This window comes from Clostridium sp. LIBA-8841 (genome assembly GCF_034439435.1).
In the GTDB taxonomy this organism is placed as follows: Bacteria; Bacillota; Clostridia; order Clostridiales; family Clostridiaceae; genus Sarcina.
Genome location: NZ_JAPCKJ010000001.1, coordinates 1,177,868 through 1,202,673, shown reverse-complemented (window position 1 = coordinate 1,202,673; position 24,806 = coordinate 1,177,868). Strand labels below are relative to the sequence as shown.

Genomic DNA, 24,806 nt, shown 5'->3' with positions numbered 1-24,806 from the left:
GGAGGAAGTGTTATGGAAGGTAAACCACCAAAACATGAAGCTTAAACTTCTACCGCAAAAAGCTATCTAGAGGATGTTACATCCTCTAGATAGTCTTTTTTTTTGACATTCTCTATGATAAAATTAGAATAAATTGGAATAAGCGAGGTGTCATGCTGTTGAAAAAGGTAAAAATATTACATTGTAGCGATATTCATTTTGATACTCCTTTTAAGGAATTACCAAAAGAAATAGGTGTAATGAGAAGAGCAGAATTAAGAGAATGCTTTAGTAAAATAATAAATAAAGGAATAGATGAAAAAGTTGATTTAATTCTTTTAACAGGAGACCTTTTTGACAATGATACTGTGGAAAAGAGTACTCTTATTTTTATAAAAGATCAGATGGATAAACTAAGTAGGCATAATATAAAAGTATTTATTGCTGCTGGAAACCATGATCCTTATAATAAAAAATCTTTTTATAACATGATTAGTTGGGGAAAAAATGTTTATATATTTAATAATCAAATGGAGAGGGTAGAAATACCTGAATTAAACACAGTGGTATATGGAGCATCATTCAATGATAAGTATATTAGGGAATCACAACTAAAAGATTTTAGAGTGGAAGAAGATGATAAAAATTTAATAAAAATTATGCTTCTACATGGAGAGTTAGGAAATAATGAAGTTGGAGAATACAATCCTCTTTTATTTAAAGAGATAGAAGCTAGTAATATGGATTATATAGCTTTAGGTCATATTCATAAGTTTTCAGGAATAAAGAAAATCGGTAAAACTTATTATGCGTATGTAGGTTGTCCAGAGGGAAGAGGGTTTGATGAAGCTGGAAACAAAGGAATAATATTAGGAAATGTAACTTTAGGAGCAGTAGATTTAAACTTTGTAAAAATGAATAAAAGAGAATATTTCATAAAAGAAGTTGATGTATCAGGATGTGAAACTAAGGAAGAAATAATCGAAAAAATATTAAATACTTTTTCAAAAGAATCAAGAGTAAAAAATTTATTTAAAGTTATATTAAAAGGAAATATAGAGGAGCATTTTAAAATTGACACTGATTTATTGGAAAATTTAATTAGAGAGAAATTTTTTTATTGTAAGATTGAGAACTCTACTAGAATTAAAATAGATATAGATGAGCTTAGTAATGAATATTCAATTAAAGGTATTTTTTGTTCCCTAATAAAAGATGCTTTTGAATCAGGAGAAGAGGATGATGAAATACTTGATATAGCTTTTAGATTTGGTATGGAAAGTCTTTTAGATGGAGAAGTGAATTTAAATGATAATTAAGAAAATAAATGCAAAATCCTTTGGGAAATTAGAAAATAAAGAATTAGAATTAAAAGAGGGATTTAACATAATTTATGGTGAAAATGAAAGTGGTAAAAGTACACTACAATCTTTCATAAAGGTTATGCTATATGGCGTTGATAACAAAAAAGGTAAAAAATCTTTAGCAGATAGAGCAAAATATACTCCAATAGGAAAAAGTACATTTTCAGGAGAGTTACTTATAGAAGTAGAAAATGAAGAACTTTTAATAGATAGAAGCTTTGGAAAGACTAAGAAATACGATGAAGGAAATATTTTTAATAATATAACAGGAGAGAAAATAAATAAATATTCTTGGCAAGAGCCTGGAAAAGATATATTAAATATTTCAGCAGATGGATTTAAAAACACTCTATTCATAAGTCAAATGGGATGTAGTGTAGAAAATTCTAAACAAGATGATGTCTTAAATAAGATTATAAATATTTTAGAGTGCGGAGCAGATGAAGTTTCTTATAAAAAAATAAAAAATAATTTAAATGAAAATAAAAAGCAATTAACCAATTTAAGAAAAACAGGGAAGCTTGATTTATTAAAGGTCAAAGAAAGCAATCTTTTAGAAGAACGATATAAAAGAATAGTTATTCATGAAGAAAATATAGAAAATGAAGTATATTTGAATAAACTAAAATTAAAAAAAGAGGATTTAAATCTTAGAATTAAGGAACTAGAACAAGCAAAGGAACATCTGAAAAAATCAGAACTAAAAAATGAGTATGAAAATATAAATGAATACTTAAATAAAAAAGAAGAGTTAGAAAATAATCTAAGAACTTTATTGGAAGAATTAAAAGATGTACAAGCTATATGTGACCTAAAAAAGATTAATGAATTAAAAGAAGAATTCAGAAATCATGAAGTTCTAAAAAATTCTATGAAAGAAAAAGAAGAGAAAATAAGTGAATTAAAAGACTCTATAAATGAATACAACGAAAAATTAAAAAAATATGGGATTTTAAATGAGTTATCAAATAATTTAGAAACTAAGCTAATTGAGTTAAGAGTTGAGGAAAGTAAGCTAAAGGAAAACTATGAGGTTATAAAAGAAATTAAGAGTGGACTCTATCAATTAAATGAAAAGAAAAATGATTTTTTAAGTCATTTAAATGCTTTAAGATTAAATGATAGTTTAGTAATTGAAATAGAAAGTGATTTAGAAAAATATGATTTAGAGAAAAGATATAATTTAGGGAAAAATGATTTTAAAGATGATTTAGAAGAATTTCAGGATAAAGACAATAGCTTTTCAAAGAAGATTCTTTTATGCAGAATAGGAGAAATTATAAGTGGAGTAATTTTTCTTTTTTTCTTTTTCAATTATTTAAAGAGTGAAAATATAATAAATTTAGCATTGGCAATAGTTGGAATGTTATCATTTATCTTTTTGTTAGCTAAAAGCAATTCTTATAAAAAGGAAAAAAATAATATAAATGAGATAATTAGTGAAATAGATAATTCTATAAAAGAAAAAGAGGAATTAAAATCATTAGAAAATAAAATTAATGAATATAAAAATTTTCTTAATGTAAAAAATGATTATGCTATTAAGGAAACATTAGAAGATTATAGATTTATCAAAAAAGAATTAGATATTCTTTCAATTGAAATCAAAGAAAAAGAAAAAAGTTTAGTTCTATTGAAAGAAGAAGAAACTAAGGAAATATTATCAAATAATCAAGCTTTTATAGAAAAGCTTCTAAAGGTTACTAGAGCAAATTCTTTAGAGGAAATCTTGGAGCTTTCAAGAGAAAAGAAAAATCAAGAAGATTTGCTAAATAGAAAAAAAGCAGAATTGAAAGAAGTAGAAGAAAATTTAAGTGAGTTAAATCATAATATTCTAAGCTTAGAGAGTAGAATTAGAAATTATTTAATCAATACATCTTTACAAAACAAGGAATTAAGGGAAGTATATTTTAGTTTAGATGAAATATTAAAAAAGATAGAATATAAGGAAAGTTTAGAAAATAAACTAAATGGGGTAATGGAAAGTTGTAAGCTGTTACTTAAAGGAAGAGATGTAGCAGAAGTTAAAAATGGACTTAAGTATGAATTAACTAAGGATATTGAGGAAGATTATTATAGTGAAGAAGAAATTTTAAAGGAAATAAAGAGCAAAAATAATGAATTATTGAATGTTGAAAAAGAAATAAAAGATGTAGAATATCTAATAAGTAGTAAAGAATTAACCTGTAGAAGTTTATTTATAATAGATGAAGATTTAGCAGAAGTAAAAGAAAAAATCAAATTGTTAGAAAAAAATTTAAAAGGTATAGAGATTGCAGCAAAGTATATGGAGAAAGCTTTTAAAGAACTTCAAAAGAGCTTCGGGCCTGTAATAAATAAAAAAGTAGAAGAGGTTTTTGGAGAAGTAACTAAGGGAGTATATAAGGATTTAAAGGTATCAGAGGATTATAATTTAGTTGTTAAAAATACAAAAAATAATGCTATTATGGATACTAATTATCTTAGTAGTGGAACTTATGATCAAATATATTTAGCTCTTCGAATAGGTATTATTGATATAATATTTGAAAATAAAAAAGTTCCTATAATACTAGATGAAAGTTTTACTCAATATGATGATAAAAGATTAAAGACTATGTTAGATATAATATATAGAAGATCAGAAAAGAATCAAATAATTTTATTTACTTGTCAAAAGAGAGAAATTAATCTTTTAAAGGAAAGAGAAAATATAAATATAATAGAGCTTTAAAGTTTAAAGAGTATAAGACTTTATCAAAGGAATTAATGGTAGAGTCTTATTTTTTTACTTTCTATGATAGTTTTTTTATAAATATTGACAATAATAGAAAAGTAATATAAAGTTTATATTATAATAATGCAAATCATTTGCAAACTGGAGGGAATATGGGAAAGAAATTAATTACAGTTTTTTTAGGTATAATTATGGCAGCTTTTTTTGTTGGATGCCAAAGTGCTAAAACTGCTGAAAATAACAAAGATAACGGAAAAGTAGATGTAGTTGTAAGCATTGAGCCTTTAAGAGAATTTACTGAAATAATCGGTGGAGATAAGGTGAATATAAAAACAATGGTTCCTAACGGAGCAGAACCACATGATTTTGAACCTAAAACTCAAGATTTACTTGAATTAAATAAAGCGAAAGTTTTTGTTTATAATGGATTAGGTATGGAACATTGGATAGATCAAGTGCTTAATACAATAGAAAATAAAGAGGTTAAAACAGTAGATGCATCTACTGGAGCAGATGTATTAAAAGAAGGGGATAAAGTAGATCCTCATCTTTGGTTGAGTTTAAATGGAGCAAAAGTGGAAGCATTAAATATAAAAAATGCTTTAGTTGAAGTGGATCCAGAAAATAAAGCTTACTATGAAGAGAATTATAATAAGTTTTCAGAGCAAGCTGATTCTTTAGCAAATGAGTATAAAGAAAAGTTCAATGGATTAACTAACAAAGATTTTGTTACTGGGCATGCAGCGTTTGGATATTTATGCAGAGAATTTGGTTTAAAACAAGTTAGTGTTGAAAATCTTTTTGGAGAGGGAGAAATAACTCCTCAAAAAATGCAAGAAATAGTTAAGTTCTGTAAAGAGAATAATATAAAAACAATCTTTATGCCTGAATTAGCTAGTGAGAAAATATCACAAACATTAGCAAATGAGGTTGGAGGAAAAATTGAGAAAATATATACATTAGAAAGTAATGAAGATGGTATAAGTTACTTAGATGCTATGAAAGAAAATCTTTCAAAAATATACGATGCATTAGCGTCACAAAAATAAAGTCGAAAGATGTAGATAAAACGAATAAAAGCTTTACAGAAGCAAAATCTGATGCTATAATTACAGTGTAATTATAGAACAGGATTGTTACTGTAAAGCAGGCAATACCTAAATTAAGAAAGGTACACTATTTTCTTAATTTAGGTTTTTTATTTTCTCAAGACCAAGGAGTTGACAAATCTATGATCATAGAGAAAATTCTTAATAATAATGTAGTAGTATCAATAGACCCAAAGACTAAGAAAGAAGTTATTTTAATGGGGTGTGGAATAGCTTTTAAGAAAAAAGTAGGTCAAGAGATTGATAACAGTAAAATAGAAAAAACATTTACTGTTGATAAACGTGGAGTAGGAGATAAGATAAAAAGACTTATTAATCAAATTCCAGATGGTATTTTTCAATTAGCTCATGAGATAATAATACATGCTGAAAAAACACTAGATAGAAAGCTTGATAAACAAGTTTACATTTCTCTAGCAGACCACATTGCTTTTTCAATTAAAAGATATCAAAAAAACATTAAAATTAAAAATGAATTTTTACATGAAATAAAAAGGATTCATAAAGAAGAATTTGAAATTGGACTTTGGGCGGTAGATCATATTAATTCAAAATTAAAGATATCACTACCTATTGATGAAGCTGGATTTATAGCATTACATATAATAAATGCTACCTATCAAGAGACAGCAAGTCAATCAACAAAAATGACTAACATAGTAAAAGGAATTTTAAATATCATAAGATACAATTTTTCAGTTGAGTTTGATGATGACGATATAAGTTATGATAGGCTACTTACGCATTTGAAGTATTTTGCAAAAAGAGTTATGACAGATACTCAAAGCGAAAATAAAGAAAATTCATTTTTAGAAGTAATTAAGGTTAATTACAAGGATGCATATGAATGTGCCGTAAAAATAAAAGATTATATGGGCACAAAGTACAATTATAAAGTTAGTGATGACGAAATATTATATTTAACAATGCATATTCACAGAGTTATATCTGTAATAAAAGAGAATAGCTAGGATTGTTACTGGATTAGCAGGCAAGACTTGGATTTATTATTTTAATACCTATTGAATCATAAAATAGGTGTCTTATAGGAATAATAAATTTGAGTCTTTATTTTTTATATATTTTGAGGAATTATAAAGAAAGAAATCATTTAAAAAAGGAGAGATTAAGATGAAGAAAGCTTTTGGAGTTTTACAAAGAATAGGTAAAGCCCTAATGTTACCAGTTGCTTTATTACCAGCGGCAGGTTTATTACTTGGATTTGGTACAATGTTTCAAAATCCAGATTTCTTAAACATTGCACCAGCGTTAAATGCAGGATGGTTCCAATTAATAGCAACAATAATGACTAGTGCTGGAGATATTATATTTGCTAACTTACCATTAATCTTCGCAGTAGGTGTTGCTGTAGGATTAGCTGAAGGAGACGGTGTTGCAGGGCTTGCGGCAATCGTTGGATTCTTAATACTTAATGTAACAATGGGAATCGGTGCTGGAGTAACTGCTGATGTAGTTGCAAATGTTAAAACAGGTATGTATGCAACCGTTCTTGGAATACCAACACTTCAAACCGGTGTTTTTGGTGGTATTATAATCGGGGTTGTAGCCTCAGCTTTATTTAAGAAATTCTATAAAATAGAATTACCTTCATATTTAGGATTTTTTGCTGGTAAGAGATTCGTTCCAATAGTAACAGCTTTAGCAGCATTAATTATAGGTGGAATCATGGTATTTGTATGGCCACCAATACAAAATGCTTTATTATACTTCTCAAAGAGTATGATAGATGCTAACCCAACAATAGCAGCTTTCTTATTTGGAGTTATAGAAAGAGCATTAATTCCATTTGGATTACACCATATTTGGTATAACCCATTCTGGTATCAATTTGGAGAATACACAAACAATGCTGGTCAACTAGTAATGGGAGACCAACAAATATTCTTTGCTCAATTAAAAGATGGAGTTCCATTTACAGCAGGTACATTTATGACTGGTAAATTCCCATTCATGATGTTTGGATTACCAGCAGCGGCTTTAGCAATGTACCATGAAGCTAAACCAGGTAAGAAGAAAATCGCAGCTGGTATCTTATTCTCAGCAGCATTAACTTCATTCTTAACAGGTATTACTGAACCTTTAGAATTTGCATTCTTATTCGTTGCACCAGTGTTATTCGCAATACACTGTGTATTAGCAGGTCTTTCATTTATGATAATGCAAATATTAAATGTTAAAGTTGGTATGACTTTCTCAGGTGGTCTTATTGACTTCATGTTATTTGGTGTAATACCAAACAGAACTAGATGGTGGTTAGTAATAGTTGTAGGATTATGCTTCGCAGTAGTTTACTACTTCCTATTTAGATTCTTTATTAGAAAGTTTAATCTTAAGACTCCTGGTAGAGAAGATGACGATATATTTGATGATATAGATAATGAACATACAACTTCAAATGATGATTTAGCGGCTGAAATTTTAATAGCTTTAGGTGGTGCAGGTAACATAAATAAATTAGATGCTTGTATAACTAGATTGAGAGTAACAGTTAATGATTCAAGTAAAGTTAATAAAGACAGATTAAAAGAGCTTGGAGCAGCTGGTGTAATGCAAGTTGGAGAAAATATTCAAGCTATATTCGGTGGAAAATCAGACGTACTAAAAACTCAAATTAAAGAAATTATGAGTGGTATGGGGGGAAAGTAGTAAAATCAAAGAAGAAAAAGATAAAAAAAGGTAAAACTTTGGATGATATAATATTATCGCCTATGAGTGGAAAGATAATTGACTTAGAAGAGGTTGATGATGAAATATTCTCTTGTAAGCTCATGGGAGATGGTTTAGCCATAGAACCTTCAGAAGGAGTACTTTGTTCTCCGGTTAATGGAAAAGTAACATGGATTTCTAAGACTAAGCATTCTATTAAAATAGAAAGTGATTTAGGAAGAGAGATTTTAATACACATTGGTATTGATACAGTTTCATTAAAAGGATTAGGATTTAAATCTCTAGTTAAATTAGGTGATATGGTTAAGAGTGGAGAAAAACTTATCCTCTTTGATTTAAACTGCTTAGAAGAAAATAATATACTAAAGACTACTCCTATAATATTTACAGATTTAAAAGAAGATGAATTTATTTTCTTTAAAAACGGAAAAAAAATAAATATTGGAGATAAGCTTTTAGAAATACACAAAAGATAAAAAAAAGGCTCTGTACTATTTGTACAGGGTCTTTTTTGCATTAGTTTAAAACCTGCCTTGTATTAAAATATGTTAACTATGGTATAATATTAAAAAAGTAGTTTGAGAGGATAAATATGGATAATAGAAAAAGTGTTTATGAGAAAAGAATAAAAGAATATTCAACTAGTTTAAGTAGATTAAGAAGAGATTATAATATAATAAGTGCATTGAGATTGCTTGTTTCTTTGAGTATTTTATTTTTTATATACTATGCATATAGTATAAGCTCCATATCATTTGGGATTATATTATTTTTGCTTAATTCAGCATTATTTCTATATTTAGCAAAGGTTCATGAGGGGATAGTTAACAAAATAAATAAAAAAGAAGCGCTTATAGATATAAACAAAAAAGAAGTTTTGAGATTAGAAGGGAAATGGAGAGAATTTAAAGATTTTGGTGAGGAATATTTAGATAATGAACATCCATTTATAAATGACTTGGATATATTTGGTAAAAATTCTTTATTCCAGTGGATAAATGAAACTGGCACTGTTTATGGAAGAACTAAGTTAAGTGATTTATTAAAATTAGAAGAGCTTCCAAGTAAGGAGGAGATTATACTTAGACAAGAAGCCTTAAAGGAACTTTCTAAAAAGGTTGACTTTAGACATGAATTTATATCATCTCTGAAAGATAAAAAAGGAAAGAAGGAAAAGTATTTAGGAGATTGGCTAAAAGATAATCATAAGGGCATATCACCTTTAATAAACATTTTACGAATATTAATGCCTTTAATAAATATTGGAATTACAATTTTAGTAGGCATTAATATTGTCACTTGGCAAATCTTATTGATTTCTCTCTTAGTAAGTTATGTGATTTTAAAGATTGGCAATAAGGATGTTGTTAAGGGATTAAATATTTTTGAAGATTTAAAGTATAGAATAAAAACATATGTAGATGCTTTAGGGTTAGTGGAAAAAGAAACCTTTGAATCTAATAGACTTAATGAGATAAAAAGCAATTTAAGTAATAAGGATAAAAGTGCAAGTGGAGAGTTAAAGAAATTAGAAAGAATAACTGGATGGCTTTATGATAGAGGAAATGCTTTTTATGTTCTACTAAACTGTTATTTACTTTGGGATTATCAAATTTTATCAAGGCTTGAAACTTGGAAGAAGAATAATAAGGATGAATTTGAGGGGTGGATGACCGCATTAGGTGACTTTGAAGCTTTAGTTTCTCTAGCTGGATTTACTTATAATAATAATGGATGGGCTATGCCGGAAATAAACAATGGATACACCCTTAAAGGAAAAAATCTTAGTCATCCTATGCTAGGTGATAAAGGTGTAGGAAATAGCTTTGAAATAACTAAAGATAAGCGAGTTATTTTAATTACAGGATCTAATATGTCTGGTAAGAGCACATTCTTAAGAACAGTAGGTTTTAACTGTATATTAGCTTATTTAGGTTTACCGGTAAAAGGAGAAAGCTTTGAGACACCAATATTAGAAGTATATACATGTATGAGAACTGGAGACAATCTTGAGGAAAGTATATCATCATTCTATGCTGAGATACTTAGAATAAAGATTATTGTTGAGGGTGTAAAAAGAAAAGAAAAGATTTTATTCTTATTAGATGAGATATTTAAAGGTACCAATTCTTTAGATAGGCATGAAGGTGCAGAGATTTTAATAAATCAGCTTTTAAAAGGAAATACCTTAGGATTAGTATCAACTCATGATTTTGAACTTTGTGATATGGAAAAGGAAAATTCAACTATTCAAAATTATAATTTTAGAGAATATTATGAAGATAATAAACTAAAGTTTGATTATATTTTAAGAAAAGGTGTTTCGCAAACAAGAAATGCTAGATACTTAATGAAAATGGCCGGAATAGATATTAAATAAAAGAAAAAATTGCTATTTATGTATATAAAAATAGCAATATAACTTAATTTTAGACAAATTAAATTAATTTTGTTATAATAAAATAATGATGTATTTTATGAAAAAAAGCCTTAAATGGCTTTTTTTCATGAGTAGGATTATTAAGTAAAAGAGCACTTTAAATAAATAGCAAAAATTTAGGAGGCATGTATATTTTGTTTACAGAAAAGGTAAAAGCAAAAGAATATTACATAAAGGATTTATTAAGTAATAAGTTCTTATTTGAAATTCCAGATTATCAAAGAGCGTATTCTTGGACTAAAGAAAACTTAAAGCAATTAGTTGATGATATCTGGGAATCAGTAGAATTAAATAAAAGCAGAGGTAGTAAAGAGTTTGATCAATACGAGCCATATTTCTTAGGTAGTATTGTTTTATGTTCTAAAGAATATAAAGATGATGGATGTGGTATATATGATGTAATAGATGGACAACAAAGACTTACATCAATCATAATGTTAATAGCTACTATAAGAGATTTAATAGATAATGAAGAATATAAAAAAGTATTATCTGATTTAATATACCAAAAGCCAAATGTTCTTATGGGAATTAAAGAAAGCATAAGAGTTAAAGCTAGAGGAAAAGAAGAAGAATTCTTCAAAAAGTACATATTAAATGATGGTGGAACTGATTTAGTTAAAGATTTAGACATAGCAGAACTTTCAGAAGCTAAACAAAATATGGTTAATGCAATAGAAGTATTTAGAGCTAATTTCTTCAATGAAGAAGGAGATCTTTTAGAAGAAAAGTTAAATGAGTTCATAGTTTACTTACTTCAAAAAGTTGTACTTGTTGTAATAACAACTGAATCATTTACTTCAGCATTTAGATTATTCAATGTAATAAATGCAAGAGGATTACCTTTAACAGATTCAGATCTTTTAAAGAGTGAAAACTTAAGAGTTATAGATCCTGAAATAAGAAAAGAATATACTGATATTTGGGAAAATCATGAACAAGATTTAGGTAAAGAAAAACTTGACCAAATTATAGGATTCATGAGAACAATGAAGCTTAAAAATAAAGCTGAAGAAAGTGTATATGAGGAATTTAGCAAGAAGATATTTAGAAATGAGCCTGGATATTTAGGAGTTAACTTTGTAAATCACTTAACAGCTATAAAGGCATTATATGATAAGTACATAATAGATGGAAATCTTGAAGGAGTATCTGAAGAGGACAAGATCTATTATAAGAATTTAATAAATATAATGAGAGAATTACTACCATATGATGAATGGATGGCAGCAATTATTAGATTTGCTGAGAAGTTTAATAATGATAAATTAGTTTTAGATTTTGTTAAAGTTCTAGAGAAAAGACTTGTTATTGATTGGGTAAATGGAAACTCATTTGCAGATAGATTAAATAGAGTTTATAAAATTTTAGAAGTTATAGAAGAAAAAGATTCTTTAGAAGAAATAAAAGAAGAATCAGTATTCTTATATGATTTAGGAAGAACAACAGCATACTTTGAAAATGCTTTAAATGATATAGACTTCTATAGCAAAGGTAGAATGATGATACCTAAATATATTTTCGTAAGACTTGATATGGAAAAGAGACCAAATGAAGTATTAGATTATAGTGATAAGATTATGATAGAGCATGTTCTTCCTAGAAATGCTAAGGAAGCTTACTGGAGAGAAAACTTTACAGCAGATCAGAGAAGAAACTGGGCTAATAAATTTGGAAACTTAGTTATAATATCAGGAGCTAAGAACACAAGAGCTAATAATAAGCCATTTGCTGAAAAAGTTGAACAATACTTAAGCAAAAAGAGCGATTTTGCTGTAACTAAGGAAGTTTTAGAGTTAGAAGACTGGAATATGGATTCATTAAAAAATAGACATGAAAATTTAGTTGAAAGAGCATTAGAACTTTGGACTAAATTCTAAAATTTTTAAAGCACTGAACAGGAAAAAAGTTCAGTGCTTTTTATTTAAATAAAAGTTTAATTTTGTCTATTGAAAATTATAATATAACTCAATAAAATAAAAGTTATGAGATAAGATAAAAAGGGATTTATGTTGAGGATTTTGGTTAAAAAATAATAATAACTTGATTTTAATGAAAAAATTAGAATTTCGTGGCATAATTATATATGGATATAGATAGTGAGAGGATGTAGAGAATGGGGTATGTAATAATAGACCTAGAATTTAATAATATGCAAAATATTACAAAATTTTATCCTAATATTTATAATGAGCACAAGGAATTAAAGGAATTAGATTCCTATAATGAAATAATAGAAATTGGGGCTATAAAATTAAATAAATTTATGCAGAAAGTAGATGAGTTTAAAACATATATTAAGCCATCAGTATTTAGAGTTTTAAATCCTAAGATAATTGATATAACAGGAATAACTGAAGAGAATTTAAAAGATGGAATTAAATTCGAGGATGCTATGGACAATCTTAAAGATTTTATTGAAGAAGATGATATACTTTGTTCATGGGCAACTGATGATATTGTTCATATAGTTAATAACGCAAAGTATCATTCCTATAACAATATAAGTTGGATAAAAAAATATATTGATATACAAAAATATTGCACTAAAATTTTAGCTCATAAAAAATCTTTAAGTTTAAAGCATGCCTTAGAAGAGTTAAAAATAAAAATGGATAAAAGTAAGCTACATGATGCATTAAATGATGCTGTTTATACAGCTGAGGTTTTTAAAAGACTTTATAATGTTAAAAAAGTAAAAGAGTATATAGTAGAAGATGTATATAATATGCCGTCTATTAGAGTGAAAGATTTAAAAAATTATAGTTTAGAATATGAAGATGTAGAGTTTAAATGTCCAAAATGCAATGTGAAAGTAGAAATGGAGCATCCTTTTAGACTATTTAGTTGGAGATTTGTATCTATAGGAAAATGTCCAAAATGTAATAAAAATGTGAGACAAGAGGTTGTTTTGAAAAAGACTCTGTCTGGAAATTTAGTTTATGAATCTACAAACTCTTTAATAAACGATACAGAATATATTGATCTTGATTATAAATTTAAAAAATTAGCTAAATGACAACATATTGTCACTTAAAAAACAATATGTATGATAAAATAAAAGTAGAACAATTACTATAAAAAATAGGGGAACTGATATATTATGAATATTGCTTTTTTTCTAACACCAAAAAGTGAGGTAGCTTATGAATATACAGATGCAACAATGAGACAAGTTATTGAGAGAATGGAGCATCATGGATATACGGCTATTCCGCTTATAGATAAAACAGGAAAATATATAGGTACTTTAACAGAGGGGGATTTGCTTTGGACATTGAAAAGAAATCCAGAGCTTAATTTTAAGAATACTAATACTGTTAGTGTAAGAGACATACCAAGAAGAGTAAAACATAAAAGCGTTTGCATTAATGAAGATATGGAAAGTTTAATATCATTAGCCATTTCTCAAAACTTTGTACCAGTTGTTGATGATAATGGCATATTTATAGGGATAATAAAAAGAAGTGATATAATAAATCACTGTTACAATAGTATATATAAAAAATAATTTAAGGTCTTTTGACCTTAAATTTTTTTTGTTTTTAATAGAAAAAAATATTGATTGAATCTTCTGAAAGTATTATTATTAAGTATATTTAAATAATTTTATAATAATATGTTTAGGATATTTTCAAATAAAATTATTTTATTATATAATATTTTTAATCAAATTAATGAAGAAAGAGGTGATACTTATATTAGCTTTATTATCGCCTGCAAAAACTTTAGATTTAACTGAGGTAAAGTTAGATTTAAAAACAAGTAAGCCAAAATTTATTAATGAGGCTGAAACTATAATGGATGACTTAAAAGAGTTAGAGGTTCATGACTTATGCCCATTAATGAAAATAAGTGAAGATTTAGGAGTTCACACATTCACCAAAATTCAAGATTGGAATACAATTTATTATGGTGATGAAAAGCCTTTCGTATTATCATTTAAAGGAGAAGCCTATAGAGGGTTAAATGCAGATGATTTTACCAAGGAAGAATTAGAGTTTTGCAATGAATCTCTAAGGATATTATCTGGTCTTTATGGTGTTTTAAAACCACTAGATGGAACAAAAGCATATAGATTAGAAATGGGAACAAAAATTTCAATTGATGGCTTTAAAAATCTTTATGACTTTTGGGGAGATAAAATAATAGATGCTATTTTAGATGATTTAGAAAATCACGATGAAAAGGTTGTTATAAACTTAGCTTCTAATGAGTATTATAAGTCAGTAAAAAAAATTGAGAAAAAAGTTAGAGTTATAACTCCGGTATTTAAGGAAAGAAAGGGTCTTGAATATAAGGTGGTTACTGTATATGCTAAGAAAGCAAGAGGAGAAATGGTAAGATATATAACTCAAAATGGTATAACTAAATCAGAGGATATTAAGAAGTTTGATTTGGATGGATATGAATTTAACCATGAGCTTTCAGAAGGAGATACATGGGTATTTACCAGAGGTTAGTTAAAAATCATAGATATTAAAAAGTTATGAATAATATCTATGAATTATTATATAAAATTCAAGTATATTATATAAATAAATTAAATTTTTAAGGAGAGATTTTTTTATGAGCAAACTTATTTTAGAAATCGATGGAATGTCATGTTCAAATTGTGTTAGACACGTTCAAGCAGCTTTATTAGATGTTGATGGGGTAGATGTTTTAGAAGTAGAAGTTGGTAGAGCTGTAGTTGATACTGAAGTTGATGAAGACACTTTAAGAGAGGCCTTAGAAGAAGTTGGTTATGAATTAGTTTCAATTGAAGATTAAGTGATTTAATTACCTAATAATAGAATATTATTAGGTAATTTTTATTTGGTTAATAATGTAATAAATTATAAGTATTACTTGTTTTATCCTATATAGTTATGTAAAATATTTTATAAGGTAAACCTTAAATAAAGGAGATGTAAAAATGAGTGAAAATCTTACAATGTCAGATTTAATGGATAGCTTTGAATTAAAGCATTTTCATAAAGGTGAAATAGTTAAAGGGAAAGTTATAAGTGTAAAAAATGATGAAATAATAGTTAATATTGGACACTTTGCAGATGGTGTAATACCAAGAAATGAAATTTCAAGTGACAAAGATTTTGATATAAATTCAATAAATGTAGATGACGATATATTTGTAATGGTATTAAGCGGTGATGATGGAGAGGGAAATGTTCTTTTATCAAAGAAAAGAGCAGATGCCATAAAGGTTTGGGATGATTTAAAAGAGGCCTTCGAAAAAGAAGCATCAATAAAAGTTACATTAAAAGAAGTCGTTAAAGGTGGAATAGTAGGAGACTTTAATGGTCTTAGAGTATTTATGCCAGCTTCTCAATGTGCAGGAAGAAGAATAGAAAACTTAGAAGATTTAGTTGGAAAAACTTTAGAGGTTAGAGTTATAGAATTCAACAAGGAAAATAGAAAAGTTGTTGTTTCAAGAAGAGTAATAGATGAAGAAATAAGAAATAATGAAAAGAAAGCTCTTTGGTCTTCAATTAAAGAAGGAGAAAAGAGAACTGGAAAAGTAACTAGGTTAGCTAAATTTGGTGCTTTCGTTGATATCGGTGGAGTAGAAGGGTTAGTTCACTTAAGTGATATGTCATGGTCAAGAGTACATAAACCAGAAGAGGTTGTTGCTATTGGTGATGAAGTTCAAGTTTTCGTTTCTGAAGTTAATATGGAAAGAGAAAGAATAGCGCTTTCATTAAAAGATGTTGTTAAAAATCCATGGGAAACACTAGAAGGATTAAAAGTTGGAGATGTTGTTCCTGGTAAAGTAACTAACTTTATAAAGATTGGAGCTTTTGTTGAAGTTTTACCTGGTATTGAGGGATTAGTTCACATTTCAGAAATCAGTGATGAAAATATAGCTAAGCCATCAGATGTATTATCATTAGGTCAAGACGTTAAGGTTAAAATCTTAAACATAGATGATGAAAATAAGAAAATGAGCTTAAGCATAAAAGATGCTGTAGAAACTTCAACTGAGTATATGCAATATAATGACGAAGAAGAAGGTTACTCATTAGCAGACTTATTTAAAGGGTTAAAATTATAAATATTTTTAAATATAAAAAGAAGTTCTAATTAAAAGCTTTATATATGAAAAGGGCTAGTATAAATTACTAGCTCTTTTCATATGTTTTATTAGATTTTTTCTATTTTTAGCATGTTTGTTCCGCCAGTTATTGATGTTGGGAATCCAGCGGCTACCATTATGTTATCTCCAGCCTCAGCTATTTGGAATTCTTTTGCTACTTTTCTAGCTTCCTCTATGATTTCATCTGTACTATTAAAATAAGCACATTTCTTAGAAATTATTCCGAAGTTTAAAGCAAGGCTTCTTCTAACTCTTTCATATGGAGTAATAGCCACTATTGGGCAGCTAGGTTTGTATTTTGATAATATCTTAGCTGTCGCACCAGTTTGAGTGGCTGCTACAATAGCTTTTGTAGGGAATTTACTAGCTGTTTTTGATGCAGAATAACTTATTGCATCTGCAAAAGCATTTGGATCTGGATTTGGATCCTTTAATCTTCTTAAAAGATATTGATAGTCTAAGTTAGCCTCAGCTTTTTTAGCTATTTTAGACATTGTCATTGCAGCCTCAATAGGGAAGCTACCAGAAGCACTTTCACCACTAAGCATTACGGCATCTGTACCATCAAATATGGCATTACACACATCGGAAGCTTCGGCTCTAGTTGGTCTTGGGTTTCTTATCATAGAGTCTAACATTTGAGTTGCTGTTATAACTACTTTACCTGCTTGATTACATTTCTTTATAATATTTTTTTGTATTACAGGTACATTTTCAATAGGAATTTCAACACCCATATCTCCTCTAGCTACCATTACACCATCAGTAACTTCTATAATTTTATCTATGTTATCTACGCCTTCTTGATTTTCTATTTTTGATATTATTTTTATGTCTTTTCCATCATGAGAATCTAATATTTCTCTAACTTCAAGTACATCCTCTGGTTTTCTTATGAAAGAAGCAGCAACAAAGTCAACTCCCATTTCACAACCAAAAATTAAATCAGATTTATCCTTTTCTGTTACAGCAGGAAGCTTAATTTTCACATTAGGTACATTAACACCTTTATGGTCTTTTATTGTACCGCCTTCAATAACTTCACATATTATATCAGTTCCACGGACTTGTTTTACTTTGAATTCTAAAAGTCCATCATCAACAAGTATTGATCCACCAGGTTGTATGTCTTCATATAGTTCTGTGTAAGAGATTGAACATTTAGTGTTATCACCTAATATTTCATCTCCACAAGAGAATATGAATTCATCACCGTCTTTAAGTTCAGCTTCACCATTTTTAAACTTATGAGTTCTTATTTTAGGACCTTTTATATCTAGTAAAATAGCTGTAGCTGATTTTTCCTCTTTTCTAAGTCTCTTAATAAGTTCAATTTTTTCTTTATGACTTTCATGGTCACCGTGAGAAAAATTTAATCTCGCAGCATTCATACCAATTCTAATAAATTGTCTTAGAATTTCTTCTGAATCACTTGCAGGACCAATTGTAAATATCATTTTTGTTTTTTGCATAAAAACCACCTCATTTTGTTTAAACTAAAATAGTTTAGTGATTGTTTTAAAAGTTTGATATAATAGAATAAATTATTAAATTAATTATATTTTACCACAATAAAATAGGAAAGGATGAGTAAAAATGAATATATTAAAAGGTTTAGAGCCACAAAGCGTTTTAAAATATTTTGAAGAGATATCACAAATTCCTAGAGGATCAGGAAATGAAAAAGGAATTAGTGATTTTTTAGTTAACTTCGGAAAGAGTTTAGGCCTTGAAACAATACAAGACGAGGCATTAAATATAATAATAAGAAAGCCTGCAACTCCAGGTTATGAAAATGCACCAGGTGTAATAATACAAGGTCATATGGATATGGTATGTGAAAAAAATAAAGATACTATACATGATTTTGAAAAAGATCCTATCGAACTTAGAATAGATGGTGATTATATATATGCAACTGGAACTACTTTAGGAGCTGATAATGGTATTGCAGTAGCTTATGGAATGGCTGTTTTAGCTTCAAATGATATAGCACATCCAGCTATAGAACTTTTAGTTACAACTGATGAAGAAGTTGGAATGGGTGGAGCAATAGCTTTAGATGGAACTCTATTAAAAGGTAAGTATCTTTTAAACATAGATTCAGAAGAAGAGGGAAAACTTTTAGTAAGCTGTGCAGGTGGAGCTAGAAGTGAAGTTACTTTACCAATAAACTTTGAAGAAATGGAAAAAGACTTTGAAATTTATGAAATTATGTTAAGAGGACTAAAAGGTGGTCACTCTGGAATGGAAATAGATAAGCAAAGAGGAAATTCTAATAAGTTAATGGGAAGAGTATTAAATGATATTAATACTAACTGTGATATTAGATTAATATCAATTAATGGTGGATCTAAAGTAAATGCTATTCCAAGAGAATGTGATACTTTATTAGCTGTTAAGAAAGATGACGTTAAGAAATTAGAAGAATTAATTCAAAAGTGGGATTCAATATTAAAAGATGAATACCATGCTAATGATAATGGTGTTAATGTAACTTTAGTTAAAAAAGATGAAAATCATAAAGTATTTTCTAAAGATACTACATTTAAAGCAATAAAAATAATGAACTTAATTCCTGATGGAGTTGATACTTATAGCATAGAAATGAAAGGATTAGTTCAAAGTTCAACAAACTTAGGTGTAGTTATTACAGAAGCTGATAAAATAGTTTTTGCTAGTTCAACAAGAAGCTCAGTTGAAACTTTAAAAACTAAGCTTCTTACAGAGATAGCTGATGTTGCAGATGTTTTAGGAGCACAATTTGAAATACAAGCACCATATCCAGCTTGGCAATATAATCCTGATTCAAAAATAAGAGAACTTTGTAGTGAAGTTTATAAGAATATGACAGGGGAAGAGCCTGAAATAGTAGCTATTCATGCTGGATTAGAGTGTGGATTATTAGGAGAAAAAATAGATGGATTAGATATGATTTCATTTGGTCCTAATATGTATGATGTACATACTCCAAATGAGCATGTTAGCATATCTTCAGTAAAAAATGTTTGGGATTTCCTAGTTGAAATATTAAAAGCTATAAAATAATAACAAATAATTTTAGGTTAAGTATTTAATATGCTTAACCTATTATTTTATTGAATTAGTTAGTAAATAATAAAAATAAACATAATAGACTTTAGGAGGAAATAGACATGGATTTAGTAAGAGCAGATTTACATATGCATACTAGAGCTTCTGATGGAACACTTATGTCAAAAGAATTATTGAAAGAAATAGTTGAAAAAGATATAAAATTATTTTCTGTAACAGATCATGATTCCATAGGAAGTCTAGATGAAATGCAGGAAATGACTAAGGAAATGGATGTTAAATTCATACCTGGGGTAGAGATTTCAAGTATAATAAATGGAGAGCAATTTCATATATTAGCTTATAATTTTGATAAGAATAATAAAGAATTAATGGATTTAATAGAAAATAATGATAGGTTACTTCAAAAGAAGGATGATGACTCCATAAAACAATTAATTGATGCAGGATATGATATAAATTTTGAGGATTATTTAGCTTATGAACATGATCCTTCAAAGGGAGGATGGAAAACCCTTAATTTCTTAATTGATAGAGGAATATGTAAAAACATAGATGAGTTTTTCAATAAAGTATTTGTGGGAGAAAGAGCTTTAAAATATCCAGATTTTCCTCATCCAAAAGAGGTTATAAAAACAATTAAAGAATCTGGAGGAATTGTTGTTTTGGCTCATCCTAAATATGGGAAATCACAATTTGAATTAGATGAGATGTTAGAATTATTTAAGGAATGGGGAGTTCAAGCAATAGAGTGTTACCATCCTCACCACGATGAAGAGACAATAAAATATTTAGTGGATTATTGTAAAAAAAATAATTTAATAATAACAGGTGGATCTGATTATCATGGAGGATTAATTTCTAAAAGAAGTTTAGGAACTCCAGAATTTTATACAAGAAGAGATTTACTTGATAAATAAATTTTTATATTAGCTTTATTAGAACTTAAGCTTTAAGAAAATCTAATTGCATTAGATTTATTAGAGTAGGTTTTAATAAAGCTTTTATTTGTTATTAAAATGTTAAATTTAGGAAAATGGCATTTAAAAGAAGGAATTTTACAAAATTTGTAAAATAAATATATTAAGTAAAGTTAAAATCAAAGAAAGGTTGGGGGAAGGGTGAAATACACTAGAATTGATGTAAAAAATAAAAAAAGGAGTAGTGGGAATAACAACAATAATAATAATGATGGAAAAAACTTCATACTGCTTTTTGTTGGAGTTATTGTTGTAGCTCTTGTAATATCAACTATAATGTCTAAATTTATATGGCCAGAGGGCAAAAAGACAGCAAGTAAGGAGCAAATAGAAACAACTACTACTGAAGGAGAAAAAAAACCGGGAGAAAATAATGGAAATCCAGGTGGAGAAGAAAAGCCAAAGGATAACAAAGTTGTTTCTGAGGGTACGGAAGGGCAAGAATATGTAATGGTTCAATGTGGATTCTATTCAAATAAAGAAAATGCTAATAGTGTAAAAGCAGATTTGAAAGAGGATTATATAGCGGTTTCTTTAAGTGAAGCAGAAAACTATAGGGTAATAGTTCATATTGGAAATGAGGAAGAGGCTACTAAACTTTCTAATGAATTAACAGAAAAAGGAGTAAGTAATACTAAGGGAAGATTTTTAATTCCAAAGGCTGATACATGTAGTAATGAAATTATAGAAATAGTTAATGGATATGTAAATATAATAAATAAATTAAAAGAGGATTCTGTTAAGGGAGTTAAAACAACTGAATTTAAAGAATGGGTTAATGGTTTAGAAGAAGATAGTAAATCTGAATATTTTCCAATATTTAAAGAGCTAAAGACAGGAATTAATGAAATTCCTGACGAAATAACTAAAGAAAATATAGAAGGAAGCTATCAAATAATCTTTGATACTTTAAATAAATTTAAAGTAAACAAATAATTGTAATTTATTTTTAATTTATAGCAATATATTTTTAAATTATAATAAAAATGAAAGAGCTTAATTCTCTTTCATTTTTTTCTTTATAATTTGCGCTACATGTATATTTATACTTGTTTATAAAAATAATAAATGATAAACTATATAGGATAAGAATACAAGGCCTTATTTTAGGAAAAAATGAGATTATTTAAAAGCTTTTTATATGACAAGGTAAGGTGAAAATATGAAAGTTATTTTAGCATCAAAATCTCCAAGAAGAGTTGAGATTCTTGAAAAATTAGTTAAAGAATTTAATGTTATTGAATCAAAGTTTGATGAAAATACTATAGACTTTAATGGGGATGTTGAAAAGTATGTTAAAGATTTGTCTAAAAATAAAGCTATAGAGGTTTCAGAAAGAGTAACGGAGCCATCTATAGTTATTGCTGCGGATACAGTTGTTTTCCAAGATGGAAAAGTTTTGGAAAAGCCTAGGAGTGAAGAGGATGCCTATAGTATGTTATCTTCATTAAGTGGTAATACTCATAAAGTATATTCAGGTATTTGCTTAATAAATACTGAAGATGATACTGTAATGACTGATTACGACTGTACGGAAGTAAGATTTTCAGAATTAACTCATAGACAAATAAGAAATTACATAAATTCTGGTGAGCCTATGGATAAAGCAGGAGCTTATGGAATTCAAGGCTTAGGTGGTGCTTTTGTAGAGGGGATAAAGGGATGTTATTACAATGTCATGGGATTGCCCTTGAATAAATTATATAAAGCATTAGAAAAATACGACATAACAATACTTTAGAATTACTTTCAATGGGCATGTTAATTTCTAAACAAGGAGTTGTAATATGTCTAAAAACTTAAAAATTAGTGAAATTCCGTCATGTGAAAGACCAAGAGAAAAATTGCTTTTTTATGGAGCACAATTTTTATCTAATGAGGAGCTTTTAGCTATAATACTTAGAACTGGAAATAAGGATTCAAATGTAGTTGAATTGTCTTATAGAATAATACATAGTGTTGGTGGATTAAAAGGGCTTTTTAAAGCTTCTGCTAAGGAGCTTATGGAAGTCAAAGGTGTCAAAGAAGCTAAGGCAACTCAAATCTTAGCTATGTGTGAGTTATATAGGAGATTTAAAGCTTCTGAATTTACACAAATTAAAATTTCAAAGCCTTCAGATATAGCTGAATTGGTTTTAGATGAATTAAGAATGCTACAGCAGGAAGTGTTGATGCTAATAACTCTTGATACTAAGAACAAAGTAATATCTAAAAAAGAGATATTTAGAGGTGGATTAAATTCATCTTTAGTACATCCAAGAGAGATATTTAAAGAAGCTGTGAAGGACAGTGCAGCATCTATAATTATATGTCATAATCATCCTTCAGGCGACCCAACACCGAGTAAAGATGATATAAACATAACAACAAGACTCAAAGAGTGTGGGAAAATGATGGGTATTGAGCTTTTAGATCATTTAATAATAGGAGATAACAGATTCATAAGTCTTAAAGAAAAAGACATATTGTGATTAGGAAAGGGGATTAAAAATGGGTTTATTTAATTTTGGAATGACAAAAGACATGGGTATAGATTTAGGAACTGCAAATACTCTAGTGTTCGTTAAAGGAAAGGGGATCGTTTTAAGAGAACCTTCAGTTGTTGCTATAAACAACTTAACAAAAAAATCATTAGCTGTTGGTACTGAAGCTAAGCAAATGATAGGTAGAACACCTGGAAATATAGTTGCTATAAGACCATTAAAAGACGGAGTTATCGCAGATTTCGACGTTACTCAAACAATGCTTAAAAGATTTATCGAAAAGATAACTAATAAGAGTGCATTCACAAGCCCAAGAATAATAGTATGCTTCCCTTCAGGTGTAACTGAGGTTGAAAGAAGAGCAATCGAAGAAGCTACTAAACAAGCAGGAGCAAGAGACGTAATATTAATGGAAGAGCCAATGGCGGCTGCAATAGGAGCAGGACTTCCAGTTGATGAGCCTACAGGAAGCATGATAGTTGATATCGGTGGAGGTACTACTGAGGTTGCTATTATATCATTAGGTGGAATAGTTACTAGCAAATCATTAAGAGTTGCTGGAGATGAATTAGATCAATCAATCATAAACTACATTAAGAGAGAATTTAACTTAATGATTGGTGAAAGAACAGCTGAGCAAATAAAAATGGAAATAGGATCAGCTTATAAAGTTGATGAAAATGAAGAAGAAGCAACAATGGATATAAAAGGAAGAGATTTAATATCAGGACTTCCTAAAGTTGTTGTTGTTGATGCAGGTCAAATAAGAAACGCTTTAAAAGAGCCAGTTTCATCAATAATAGAATCAATCAAGACTACTTTAGAAAAAACACCACCAGAATTAGCAGCTGATATCATGGATAAAGGAATAATGCTTGCTGGAGGCGGAGCTTTCTTAAAAGGACTAGACGCACTTATATTAAAAGAAACAGGAATGCCTGTTCATATAGCAGAATCACCTCTTGACTGTGTTGCCTTAGGTACAGGAAAAGCTTTAGATAAGTTTGATTTAATAGTTAAACAACAAAGAGGATAGAATATGAAATTCTTCAAGAATAAACTGGCAGTAACTGTTATAGTACTGTCAGTTGCCTTTTTAGGAATAATTGTGTTTACTGTTAAGAGTGATTCTAAAAACCCAATTTCAGGTGGAGTTGGTACTGTTTTAAACCCTGTGCAGAAAGTGGTTTACACTATAAGCGATAAAGTTCATGATGTCTTTGATTTCTTTTATAACTTTTCTAATGTTAAGAATGAAAATAATGATTTAAAAAAGAAAAATTTAGAATTAGAGAATCAATTAGTTGAATATAACGAGTTAAAGCGTCAAAATGATGTTTTAAGAGGAATAGTTGATTTTTCTAAAGAAAATAACCAATATAAATATGTTGGGACAAACATAATAGGAAAAAGTGGAGATAGTTTTGTTCAAGGATATACAATTGATAAAGGTTCAGATCAAGGTATTAAGAAAGACTACATAGTAATATCTCCAGAAGGGCTAGTTGGAGTTGTTACGGAAGTTCACTCAAGCTGGTCAAAAATACAAACATTATTAAATGAAAATGTGGCTGTTGCATCTACAGTAGAAGGGGAATCTAACTCTGGCGATGGAATAGTTAAAGGATATAGAAGCGGAAATGAAATGCAAGTTGAAATAACTAACTTACCTATGAATTCCACAATAAAAGAAGGAGATGTAGTTGTTACATCAGGTCTTGGAGGATATTATCCAAAGGGAATAAAAATAGGCCAGGTAACATCAGTACAATCAGACGATGTTAAAGTTATGAAAACTGCGACACTAAAAACATATGTTGATTTTAATAATTTACAAGAATTATTTGTAGTTGTACCACCAGCAGAAAGAGATGGTATAGTTCAGTACTAGAAAAG

Annotated in this window: 19 protein-coding genes and 1 pseudogene; 19 read left to right on the top strand and 1 reads right to left on the bottom strand. The window is 28.4% G+C overall.

The annotated features are described in order from the left end of the window. The first annotated feature begins 152 nt into the window (after positions 1-152). From OIF33_RS05245 to rpsA, 12 genes and pseudogenes are all read left to right on the top strand, one after another. On the top strand, positions 153-1,298 hold the full coding sequence (locus OIF33_RS05245) for a DNA repair exonuclease (RefSeq protein WP_322503167.1): 1,146 nt from the start codon (positions 153-155) through the stop codon (positions 1,296-1,298). Continuing rightward, on the top strand, positions 1,288-4,056 hold the full coding sequence (locus tag OIF33_RS05240) for an ATP-binding protein (RefSeq protein ID WP_322503166.1): 2,769 nt from the start codon (positions 1,288-1,290) through the stop codon (positions 4,054-4,056). Before OIF33_RS05245 ends, OIF33_RS05240 begins: the two co-directional genes overlap by 11 nt. Positions 4,057-4,211: 155 nt before the next feature. Further along, a complete protein-coding gene (locus OIF33_RS05235) occupies positions 4,212-5,108 on the top strand; it encodes a metal ABC transporter substrate-binding protein (protein WP_322503165.1) in 897 nt (298 codons plus the stop codon). A gap of 182 nt (positions 5,109-5,290) precedes the next feature. Then, positions 5,291-6,139 carry a BglG family transcription antiterminator LicT gene (gene licT, locus OIF33_RS05230; protein ID WP_322503164.1) on the top strand — a complete coding sequence of 283 codons (849 nt, stop codon included), beginning with the start codon at positions 5,291-5,293 and terminating at the stop codon, positions 6,137-6,139. 160 nt (positions 6,140-6,299) lie between these two features. Beyond that, positions 6,300-8,332 (top strand): annotated as a pseudogene (ptsG, locus tag OIF33_RS05225) (glucose-specific PTS transporter subunit IIBC). 116 nt (positions 8,333-8,448) lie between these two features. Beyond that, positions 8,449-10,236 (top strand): MutS family DNA mismatch repair protein, encoded by a 1,788-nt coding sequence (locus tag OIF33_RS05220; protein ID WP_322503163.1) that lies wholly within the window; start codon positions 8,449-8,451, stop codon positions 10,234-10,236. A gap of 194 nt (positions 10,237-10,430) precedes the next feature. Further along, a complete protein-coding gene (locus OIF33_RS05215; RefSeq protein WP_322503162.1) occupies positions 10,431-12,176 on the top strand; it encodes a DUF262 domain-containing HNH endonuclease family protein in 1,746 nt (581 codons plus the stop codon). Positions 12,177-12,412: 236 nt separating this feature from the next. Then, on the top strand, positions 12,413-13,315 hold the full coding sequence (locus tag OIF33_RS05210) for a 3'-5' exonuclease (RefSeq protein ID WP_322503161.1): 903 nt from the start codon (positions 12,413-12,415) through the stop codon (positions 13,313-13,315). Positions 13,316-13,399: 84 nt separating this feature from the next. Then, positions 13,400-13,807 (top strand): CBS domain-containing protein, encoded by a 408-nt coding sequence (locus OIF33_RS05205; protein WP_322503160.1) that lies wholly within the window; start codon positions 13,400-13,402, stop codon positions 13,805-13,807. 187 nt (positions 13,808-13,994) lie between these two features. Next, positions 13,995-14,759 carry a peroxide stress protein YaaA gene (gene yaaA / locus OIF33_RS05200; RefSeq protein WP_322503257.1) on the top strand — a complete coding sequence of 255 codons (765 nt, stop codon included), beginning with the start codon at positions 13,995-13,997 and terminating at the stop codon, positions 14,757-14,759. Positions 14,760-14,865: 106 nt separating this feature from the next. Further along, positions 14,866-15,069 (top strand): heavy metal-associated domain-containing protein, encoded by a 204-nt coding sequence (locus OIF33_RS05195; RefSeq protein WP_322503159.1) that lies wholly within the window; start codon positions 14,866-14,868, stop codon positions 15,067-15,069. 145 nt (positions 15,070-15,214) lie between these two features. Further along, positions 15,215-16,351: a 30S ribosomal protein S1 gene (rpsA, locus tag OIF33_RS05190; protein ID WP_322503158.1), complete on the top strand. Its 1,137-nt coding sequence runs from the start codon at positions 15,215-15,217 to the stop codon at positions 16,349-16,351. Between the two features lie 89 nt (positions 16,352-16,440). Here rpsA and pyk read toward each other — a convergent pair whose 3' ends face one another. After that, positions 16,441-17,865 (bottom strand): pyruvate kinase, encoded by a 1,425-nt coding sequence (pyk, locus tag OIF33_RS05185; protein ID WP_322503157.1) that lies wholly within the window; start codon positions 17,863-17,865, stop codon positions 16,441-16,443. Positions 17,866-17,989: 124 nt separating this feature from the next. On the opposite strand from pyk, the gene OIF33_RS05180 reads away from it, so the two are divergent. The 7 genes from OIF33_RS05180 (at position 17,990) to mreC (ending at position 24,801) form a co-directional block, all read left to right on the top strand. Further along, complete coding sequence (locus OIF33_RS05180) at positions 17,990-19,441, top strand: aminoacyl-histidine dipeptidase (protein WP_322503156.1); 1,452 nt, start codon at positions 17,990-17,992, stop codon at positions 19,439-19,441. Positions 19,442-19,548: 107 nt separating this feature from the next. After that, a complete protein-coding gene (locus OIF33_RS05175; RefSeq protein ID WP_322503155.1) occupies positions 19,549-20,367 on the top strand; it encodes a PHP domain-containing protein in 819 nt (272 codons plus the stop codon). A 201-nt stretch (positions 20,368-20,568) separates the two neighbouring features. Further along, the gene (locus OIF33_RS05170) at positions 20,569-21,363 is read left to right on the top strand and encodes an SPOR domain-containing protein (protein WP_322503154.1); all 795 of its coding nucleotides are present in this window, start codon (positions 20,569-20,571) and stop codon (positions 21,361-21,363) included. Positions 21,364-21,589: 226 nt separating this feature from the next. Beyond that, the gene (locus tag OIF33_RS05165) at positions 21,590-22,168 is read left to right on the top strand and encodes a Maf-like protein (RefSeq protein ID WP_322503153.1); all 579 of its coding nucleotides are present in this window, start codon (positions 21,590-21,592) and stop codon (positions 22,166-22,168) included. 46 nt (positions 22,169-22,214) lie between these two features. Continuing rightward, on the top strand, positions 22,215-22,898 hold the full coding sequence (radC, locus tag OIF33_RS05160) for a RadC family protein (protein WP_322503152.1): 684 nt from the start codon (positions 22,215-22,217) through the stop codon (positions 22,896-22,898). 19 nt (positions 22,899-22,917) lie between these two features. Continuing rightward, the gene (locus tag OIF33_RS05155; RefSeq protein WP_322503151.1) at positions 22,918-23,946 is read left to right on the top strand and encodes a rod shape-determining protein; all 1,029 of its coding nucleotides are present in this window, start codon (positions 22,918-22,920) and stop codon (positions 23,944-23,946) included. A 3-nt stretch (positions 23,947-23,949) separates the two neighbouring features. Continuing rightward, positions 23,950-24,801: a rod shape-determining protein MreC gene (gene mreC / locus OIF33_RS05150; protein WP_322503150.1), complete on the top strand. Its 852-nt coding sequence runs from the start codon at positions 23,950-23,952 to the stop codon at positions 24,799-24,801. The last annotated feature ends 5 nt before the right edge of the window (positions 24,802-24,806 follow it).

What these genes read in the sequence shown, in the direction of transcription:
- OIF33_RS05245 (WP_322503167.1), top strand. Translation starts at nt 153, where the DNA reads ATGCTGTTGAAAAAGGTAAAAATATTACATTGTAGCGATATTCATTTT.
- OIF33_RS05240 (WP_322503166.1), top strand. Translation starts at nt 1,288, where the DNA reads ATGATAATTAAGAAAATAAATGCAAAATCCTTTGGGAAATTAGAAAAT.
- OIF33_RS05235 (WP_322503165.1), top strand. Translation starts at nt 4,212, where the DNA reads ATGGGAAAGAAATTAATTACAGTTTTTTTAGGTATAATTATGGCAGCT.
- licT (WP_322503164.1), top strand. Translation starts at nt 5,291, where the DNA reads ATGATCATAGAGAAAATTCTTAATAATAATGTAGTAGTATCAATAGAC.
- OIF33_RS05220 (WP_322503163.1), top strand. Translation starts at nt 8,449, where the DNA reads ATGGATAATAGAAAAAGTGTTTATGAGAAAAGAATAAAAGAATATTCA.
- OIF33_RS05210 (WP_322503161.1), top strand. Translation starts at nt 12,413, where the DNA reads ATGGGGTATGTAATAATAGACCTAGAATTTAATAATATGCAAAATATT.
- OIF33_RS05205 (WP_322503160.1), top strand. Translation starts at nt 13,400, where the DNA reads ATGAATATTGCTTTTTTTCTAACACCAAAAAGTGAGGTAGCTTATGAA.
- OIF33_RS05195 (WP_322503159.1), top strand. Translation starts at nt 14,866, where the DNA reads ATGAGCAAACTTATTTTAGAAATCGATGGAATGTCATGTTCAAATTGT.
- rpsA (WP_322503158.1), top strand. Translation starts at nt 15,215, where the DNA reads ATGAGTGAAAATCTTACAATGTCAGATTTAATGGATAGCTTTGAATTA.
- pyk (WP_322503157.1), bottom strand. Translation starts at nt 17,865, where the DNA reads ATGCAAAAAACAAAAATGATATTTACAATTGGTCCTGCAAGTGATTCA.
- OIF33_RS05180 (WP_322503156.1), top strand. Translation starts at nt 17,990, where the DNA reads ATGAATATATTAAAAGGTTTAGAGCCACAAAGCGTTTTAAAATATTTT.
- OIF33_RS05175 (WP_322503155.1), top strand. Translation starts at nt 19,549, where the DNA reads ATGGATTTAGTAAGAGCAGATTTACATATGCATACTAGAGCTTCTGAT.
- OIF33_RS05165 (WP_322503153.1), top strand. Translation starts at nt 21,590, where the DNA reads ATGAAAGTTATTTTAGCATCAAAATCTCCAAGAAGAGTTGAGATTCTT.
- radC (WP_322503152.1), top strand. Translation starts at nt 22,215, where the DNA reads ATGTCTAAAAACTTAAAAATTAGTGAAATTCCGTCATGTGAAAGACCA.
- OIF33_RS05155 (WP_322503151.1), top strand. Translation starts at nt 22,918, where the DNA reads ATGGGTTTATTTAATTTTGGAATGACAAAAGACATGGGTATAGATTTA.
- mreC (WP_322503150.1), top strand. Translation starts at nt 23,950, where the DNA reads ATGAAATTCTTCAAGAATAAACTGGCAGTAACTGTTATAGTACTGTCA.